The organism is Acinetobacter sp. YH1901141 (assembly GCF_013416935.1).
Classification (GTDB): domain Bacteria; phylum Pseudomonadota; class Gammaproteobacteria; order Pseudomonadales; family Moraxellaceae; genus Acinetobacter; species Acinetobacter towneri.
This window is the reverse complement of sequence record NZ_VPEY01000016.1, coordinates 61,259-68,736: the sequence shown is the minus strand read 5'-3', so window position 1 is coordinate 68,736 and position 7,478 is coordinate 61,259. Positions and strand designations below refer to the sequence as shown.

The window sequence follows — 7,478 nt, the reverse complement described above, 5'->3', positions numbered from 1 at the left end:
TTGTGCTGGCGACCATAGCAAGAGTGAACCACCTGATCCCTTCCCGAACTCAGAAGTGAAACCTCTTCGCGCTGATGGTAGTGTGGGGTTACCCATGTGAGAGTAAGTCATCGCCAGCTCATTATTCAAAGCCCCCTTGACATAAACGTCAAGGGGGCTTTTTTATACGGAAAGGAAAATATTAAGAAGAAAAGTAGAAGAAAGAAGTTTAAAACAATATATTTACAATAATAAATTATGTGAAAAATATAGCATATATCAAAATATCATAAATTACTGCAAGTCTATTTGGTCGAATTTATCTACAACTTTAGTCTAGGTTTTTAAGAAAATTAACCAGAGTTAAGTTTTTGCTGTAGACAAAAAGTGAATATTGATTCATTTTATATACAAAAGTGAATAACCATTCATTTTTTATAAAATAAAAAGCTCACAATTGGAGGTGAGGGAAAAATGACAGCAACAACAATGAATGTGAATGCTGTAGTGGATCAAGCAAAGTTTAAACCTTTTCATTTAAAAATTGTACTTTGGTGCGTATTTGTCGTTATTTTTGACGGTTATGATTTGGCGATTAACGGTGTGGCTTTACCACTACTGATGCAAGAATGGAATATGACGGCTGTACAGGCAGGTATGCTTGCGAGTACGGCACTGGCAGGCATGATGTTTGGCGCCATGCTGTTTGGCATGTTGGCAGACAAAATTGGCCGTAAAAATGTCATATTAATTTGTGTGACGTTATTTAGTGGCTTTACTTTTTGGGGCGGCTTTGCATCCAACCCAACAGAGTTTGGTATTTTACGTTTTATTGCAGGTTTAGGGATTGGCGGGGTATTGCCTAACCTCGTGGCTTTAACCTCTGAATATGCACCACAAAAAATGCGTAGTACCTTAGTTACCACCATGTTCAGCGGCTATGCCGTGGGCGGCATTATGGCAGCCTTACTTGGTGCATGGTTGACGCCTAGCTTTGGCTGGGAAGTGATGTTCTATATTGCGGGATTACCGTTACTTATTTTGCCTTTATTGTGGTTTTTCTTACCAGAATCTTTAACTTTTTTGGTGAAAAAACAGCAACATGAAAAAGCGCGTCACATCGTCCAGCAAATTAGCCCACAAGAAAATATCAGCCCACAAACACAATTTGTATTAAATGAAGTACAAACCGCAGATGCCTCAATTGCAGCCTTATTTAAAAATAACCGTGGCATGAGTACTTTGCTGTTTTGGTGCTGCTTCTTTATGTGTTTGTTGATGGTTTATGCTTTGGGCAGTTGGTTGCCAAAACTGATGATGGCAGCAGGTTATTCGCTGGGTAACAGTTTAATGTTCTTAATGGCGATGAACATTGGGGCTGTGATCGGAACCATCAGTGGCGGGATTTTAGCAGACCGTTTCCACTTAAAACCTGTGATTATTGGCATGTTTTTATTGGGCGCATTCTCTCTAGTGGGTCTAGGCTTTAATTCACCACAGCCTGTGATTTATTTATTGGTGGGCTTAGCAGGTGCTTCTGCCATTGGCAGCAGTATTTTATTGTATAGCTTTGTTGCTCAGTATTATCCACTTACGATTCGTTCTACAGGTATCGGCTGTGCTTCTGCAGTGGGGCGTGTCGGTGCGATTGTAGGCCCTATTATTATTGGCGTACTTTTGGGCATGGATTTACCACATAAAATGAACTTTTTGGCGGTGGCGATTCCTGCAGTGATTGGTGCAATTGCAGTAGCACTGATTCGTTTACAAAGTACATCACAGGTGGTGAGTGAGCCAAGCGTGGTTAAAAAAGCCAGCCGATCTTATAGTTAATTGATCGTTAGTGTTTTGGGACTTTGAAATTAAGGAGCATTGCTCCTTAATTTTTTGCCTATTCACTTTGTAGAAGATTTAAGTAAGAAAGTGTGTATCGCTACATTTCTACTGTGCACGAGGTACATTTCATTGATTATGATGTCTTGATTAGCACAAGCAAAGATTGAATGAATAGAGGAGCAATTAGGATGCTCAAGATAAATCGGCAATACTATGGATTTATATGTCTAGTTGTATTGGGTTTAACTACAGGGTGTAATGCGCAAGTTGAGCCGAAACAGAACACGGCTGCTTTAGAGTCAAAATCAACTTCTGCACAAAATTTACAACGCTATCAAATACAGCCAATTGCAGATTTTAATGAGCCGTGGGCATTGGCAGAATTACCCGATGGACGCCTATTAATTACAGAAAAAGCGGGGAAATTAAAACTTTTTGATCCAAAAACAGGTCAAAGCTTAGATGTTCAAGCTATCCCTGAAGTCGCCTATGGCGGACAAGGTGGTTTGGGTGACGTCATTTTAGATCCTGACTTTAAACAGAATCAGCAGATTTATTTAAGTTATGCCGAAGCGGGTGCGGGTGGTTACGGTGCAGTCGTGATTCGGGGCAAGCTTGTATTAGATGCCAAACCCACGCCAAAACTCACCCAAATTCAAAGAATCTGGCAGCAAGTGCCGAAAGTATCGGGACAGGGGCACTATGCGCATCGTATAAAGTTTGGTGCAGATGGCAAATTGTGGATAAGTTCTGGTGAGCGACAAAAGTTTGAACCTGCTCAGGATTTAAAATCTAATTTAGGCAAAATTTTGTGTCTAAATGCAGATGGCACAACCCCTTTAGACAATCCATTTCAAACACATGGAGAGATTGCCAAGCAAGTCTGGAGTTTGGGGCATCGCAACCCTTTAGGCATGGCATTCGATCCCGCAGGGCAGCTTTGGGTTGCAGAAATGGGACCTAAAGGTGGCGTTGAGTTGAATCTGATTGTCAAGGGCGAAAACTATGGCTATCCACTGGTGTCGAATGGTGATCATTATAATGGGTTGCCCATTCCAGACCATGCAACTCGTCCTGAATTTACAGCCCCTGTTCTGGATTGGACGCCAGTCATCTCTCCCTCAAGTTTGATGTTTTATACGGGAGATGTATTCCCACATTGGAAGCATAAAGCGATTCTTGGTGGTTTATCTTCAAAAGCAATTATTGTGGTGGATACGCAAGCACAGCCTGTTCGGGAGTTACAGCGTATCGAGATGGGTCAGCGGATTCGTGGCGTACTTCAAGCACAGGATGGCAATATTTGGGTGATTGAAGATGGTCAATCTGCCAGATTGCTTAAATTGGTGGCTCCATAAAATAAATTTCTTCAGGTCTAAACTTATTTCAAAGTAGGACAAAAAACAAATAGAAAAAAGCCCCAACATCATGTCGGGGCTTTTTCAGATTTATGTTTAGGTATTACTCCTGTTATACCTTTCAGCGTCCTGCCGTTATATTATTTATTATTGTTATTCTTGCTTTTAGAAACATCCTGTTTCTGTATGTGTTAAATATAAAATGAAAGCTGATCTTTGCCTAGCGTCAATTTTCTGCAGTGCATGTAAGCTAAAACGTACAACGATATATCGGTAAAATATAGATCAATAAACTGGATTTATTTAATTTTAAGTATTTGATTATATTTAATAATTATCTTATTCAATAAAAAATCTCCCAAATTCATTTTCTTGTACTTGGGAGATTTGAACAGCAGAAAGATGCAGTAAGTATGCAAATTGATTACATCAACTTAATACCTTGTTGTCCTGCTGGGGTCACTCTAAAGATTTCAACTTCAAAGGTAATATTTTTACCCGCTAAAGGGTGGTTAAAGTCTACTTCAGTCACATCATCGTTGACAGATTTCACCACGCCATAGAGGCTTTGTTTGGCTTTATCTTCAAATTCAATCATGTGTCCTTCAACTGGATGTTGCTCAAATTTAACCGTATCAAAAGTTTGTACGTTTTCAGGATTCCATGGACCAAATGCTTCTTCAGGTGGAAGACTCACGGTACGACGGTCACCTGCACGTAAACCAAATAATGACTTTTCAAAACCAGGTAATAGGCTGCCATCGCCCATGACCAAACTTACAGGTTCAGCGCGGCTACGGGTGTTGTCAATTTCTACACCATTTTCAATGGCGACAGAAAAGTGCAATTCGACTTTTGAGCCATCTTCAATACGAGTTTCATCATTTGGATTAATAATTTCAGTCATGTTGCGCCTGCGCTCGTTCAATTCGGTGCTTTTCTAGGAAAAACGTATCAATTAACAGCAGAATGGTGCCAAGTGTGATGGCACTGTCTGCAATATTAAAGGCAGGGAAGTGGCTGTTGTTGTAGTACACGTGAATAAAATCGACCACGTAGCCAAGACTGACCCGATCAATTAAATTCCCAATCGCACCGCCTAAAATCAAGGCAATCGCCAAAGGCAGTACGATGACATTTTTTGGCATACGCATTAGCCAAAATACAAAAATTACAGACACTAAACCTGCCAGTGAGGTAAAGAAATAACGTTGCCATCCACCTGCATCGGACAAGAAACTAAAGGCAGCGCCATAGTTATGCAGTAAAGTCCAATTCAAAAAGGGCAATACAGGCACTGGATCTGCGTAATTCAGATGCGATACTGCAATCCATTTGGTCCATTGGTCGAGAATAATCGCGACAATGGACAAGCCCACCCACCATAAATTATGTGGATAGAACTGGAATAAGCCCTTTTTGTGTTGTGGATTAGGCATATTTTCTCTCTTCGCCTTGACCTGTTGGAAGGTTGATAATACAACGTGAGCATAAACCTGGGTGTGCAGAATGTGTATTCACATCAGGAAGTACATGCCAGCAACGTACGCATTTTTCGCCATCTGCTGCAGAAACTTTCACGTTCAAGCCGTCTAAATCAGAGGCTTCACCTTGTGCAGCATCAAAGCCATTCACAATTACTTGTGAGGTAATGAGGACAAAACGCAGCTCATCGCCTAGTTTATCCAATACGGCTTTGAGTTCGTCATTCGCCCAAAGTTCAACTTTAGCAGATAAGTTGGAACCGACTGTTTTGGCGGTACGTGCTGCTTCAATGAATTTATTGACGGCAGATTTCACTGCAATCAGGGTTTGCCATTCCGCTTCTGCCAAGATGTTAGCTTCAGAAGCCACTGGAATGTCATACCATTCTGCAGTGAAGACATATTTTTCTGATTGCTCAGGAATTAGCGGCCATGCTTCTTGTGCAGTAAAGCTTAAGATTGGCGCCATCCAACGAACGAAAGCCTGAACCAAGTGATACAAAGCAGTTTGTGCAGAATGACGTGCTTGCGAGTCTGCTTTGGTGGTGTACTGACGGTCTTTGATGATATCGAGGTAGAAACCACCCAAGTCATTAATACAGAAGTTGGTCAGCGCACTGGTTACGATATGGAAGTTCATATCTTCATAGGCTTGCTGAATGGTTTTCTGTACTTCTGCGGCACGTTGCAGGATGTATTGATCCAGTGCAATCAACTGATCTACAGGCAGAGCATCTGTAGCGGGTTTGAAACCATTTAAGTTAGCCAACAAGAAACGCAAAGTATTACGGATACGACGATAACCGTCAGAGGCACGGCTAAAGATTTCCTTACCTGCGGTCATTTCATAGCGGTAATCTGCCGATGCAATCCAGAAGCGTAAGCCGTCTGCACCCATGTCTTTAATAATGTCTTGTGGAGTAATGATGTTACCCAACGATTTCGACATTTTGCGACCTTTTTCATCCACTACAAAGCCGTGGGTTAACAAGCCTTTGTATGGTGCGCGTTCATTGATCGCAATTGAGGTGAGCAATGAAGACTGGAACCAGCCACGGTGTTGGTCTGAACCTTCAAGATATAAATCGGCTGGGTCTTGTAACTCTTCACGCTCACGTAGAACTGCATAATGCGTCGTACCTGAGTCGAACCAAACGTCTAAGGTGTCGCGTACTGCATTGTAGTGCTCGGCATCCTCGCCAATGAAGTCTTTGGCTTCACGGTTGTACCAGCCATCAATCCCTTCTTGTTCGATCAGTTTCGCAACTTCTTCGATCAATTCAGGTGTGCGTGGGTGCAATTCGTTGGTGTCTTTATGTACAAAGAATGGAATTGGCACGCCCCAAGTACGTTGACGTGAAATACACCAGTCTGGGCGACCTTCAATCATCGCTTGGATACGGTTTTTACCCCAATCAGGTACAAAGCTGATGTCATTTTCAATCGCATTCAGTGCGCCTTGACGTAAACCTTTGGCATCCATGCTGATAAACCATTGTGGTGTAGCGCGGAAAATAATTGGAGTTTTATGACGCCAGCAGTGCGGATAGCTGTGTTTGATTGGGTGATGTGCCCACAGCTTATTGTTTTCTGCCAAAGTCGCAATAATTTGTGGATTGGCTTTGTAGATGTGTTCGCCTGCAAAGATTGGTGCAGTAGGTAAATATACGCCATTGCCACCGACAGGATTGTCAACTTTTAGGTTGTATTGTAAGCCAACTTTATAGTCGTCCACACCATGTCCAGGCGCGGTATGTACTGCACCTGTACCGCTTGTTGCGGTCACGTGTTCACCTAAAATCACAGGTACTTGGCGTGCTTGAATCAGTGGATGTTGTAAGATCAGGTTTTCGAGTTTGTCACCTGTGAAGTCAGCCAATACTTCATAGCTGCTAAAGCCATAGCGTTCAGTTGCTGACAGTACCAATTCTTTGGCCAAAATAAAGTTTTGTGGTGCTTTTTCATCGGCACGTGCCTTCACCAATTGGTATTCAATTTCGGCATGTAATGCAACGGCTTGGTTCGCAGGTAAAGTCCACGGTGTAGTCGTCCAAATGACGATGTCAGTGGCATCATTCACTTGCACATCCAAACGTGCAGATAAATCGGCTAAATCGACCACAGCAAAACCGACATCAATTGCATCGGATTTTTTATCTTCATATTCAACTTCGGCTTCTGCCAATGCAGAACCACAGTCCAAACACCAGTTCACAGGTTTAAGACCCGGTTCAATATGACCTGCTTTGGCAATTGCACCCAATGAACGCACGATATCGGCTTCTTGCTTGAAGTTCATGGTGAGGTAAGGATTGTCCCAATCACCAAATACACCCATACGCACGAAGTCTTTTTTCTGTAATTCGACTTGGGTGTAAGCATATTCGCGACAGGCTTTACGGAAAGTCGAAGCATCGACTTTTACACCCACCTTACCCACTTTTTCTTCTACTTTAAGTTCAATTGGTAAACCGTGACAGTCCCAACCCGGAACGTAGGGTGCGTCAAAACCATCCATGACACGGCTTTTAATAATAATGTCTTTCAGGACTTTATTGACCGCGTGACCCAAGTGAATTTGACCATTGGCATACGGAGGGCCATCGTGAAGCACATATTTTTTCTTGCCAATACGCGATGCACGAATCTGCTGATAAATGTTGTCGGCATACCACTCTTCTAACCATTTCGCTTCACGTACTGCGAGATTTGCTTTCATTGCAAATTCAGTACCTGGGAGGTTTAGCGTGGCTTTATAATCCACTGCATTTTCAGGAGTTTGCTTATCGCTCATGCAAGTTGTCTTCCAGTTGAATCAGCC

5 protein-coding genes and 1 rRNA gene are annotated in these 7,478 nt (G+C 42.4%); 3 read left to right on the top strand and 3 right to left on the bottom strand.

The genetic code is table 11. The annotated features are described in order from the left end of the window. The first annotated feature begins 4 nt into the window (after positions 1 to 4). The 3 genes from rrf (at position 5) to FTV52_RS09980 (ending at position 3,173) form a co-directional block, all read left to right on the top strand. Positions 5 to 119 (top strand): 5S ribosomal RNA (rrf, locus tag FTV52_RS09990). Between the two features lie 334 nt (positions 120 to 453). Then, positions 454 to 1,812, top strand: a complete 1,359-nt coding sequence (locus tag FTV52_RS09985) for an MFS transporter (protein WP_004974034.1) — start codon at positions 454 to 456, stop codon at positions 1,810 to 1,812. 191 nt (positions 1,813 to 2,003) lie between these two features. Beyond that, entirely contained in the window at positions 2,004 to 3,173 is a 1,170-nt protein-coding gene (locus tag FTV52_RS09980) for a PQQ-dependent sugar dehydrogenase (protein ID WP_179990750.1), read from the top strand. A gap of 424 nt (positions 3,174 to 3,597) precedes the next feature. Here FTV52_RS09980 and FTV52_RS09975 read toward each other — a convergent pair whose 3' ends face one another. From FTV52_RS09975 to ileS, 3 genes are read right to left on the bottom strand one after another with little or no spacing between them, the layout of a single operon-like run. Continuing rightward, positions 3,598 to 4,080, bottom strand: a complete 483-nt coding sequence (locus tag FTV52_RS09975) for a peptidylprolyl isomerase (RefSeq protein WP_004974037.1) — start codon at positions 4,078 to 4,080, stop codon at positions 3,598 to 3,600. After that, positions 4,073 to 4,612, bottom strand: coding sequence for a signal peptidase II (gene lspA, locus FTV52_RS09970; protein ID WP_004974039.1), 540 nt, complete (start codon positions 4,610 to 4,612; stop codon positions 4,073 to 4,075). Before lspA ends, FTV52_RS09975 begins: the two co-directional genes overlap by 8 nt. Further along, the gene (gene ileS, locus FTV52_RS09965) at positions 4,605 to 7,451 is read right to left on the bottom strand and encodes an isoleucine--tRNA ligase (protein WP_179990749.1); all 2,847 of its coding nucleotides are present in this window, start codon (positions 7,449 to 7,451) and stop codon (positions 4,605 to 4,607) included. The genes lspA and ileS overlap by 8 nt, the downstream gene beginning before the upstream one ends. Between the last annotated feature and the right edge of the window lie 27 nt (positions 7,452 to 7,478).

Coding starts and splice junctions, on each gene's coding strand:
- ileS (WP_179990749.1), bottom strand. CDS start 7,451: ATGAGCGATAAGCAAACTCCTGAAAATGCAGTGGATTATAAAGCCACG.
- lspA (WP_004974039.1), bottom strand. CDS start 4,612: ATGCCTAATCCACAACACAAAAAGGGCTTATTCCAGTTCTATCCACAT.
- FTV52_RS09985 (WP_004974034.1), top strand. CDS start 454: ATGACAGCAACAACAATGAATGTGAATGCTGTAGTGGATCAAGCAAAG.
- FTV52_RS09980 (WP_179990750.1), top strand. CDS start 2,004: ATGCTCAAGATAAATCGGCAATACTATGGATTTATATGTCTAGTTGTA.
- FTV52_RS09975 (WP_004974037.1), bottom strand. CDS start 4,080: ATGACTGAAATTATTAATCCAAATGATGAAACTCGTATTGAAGATGGC.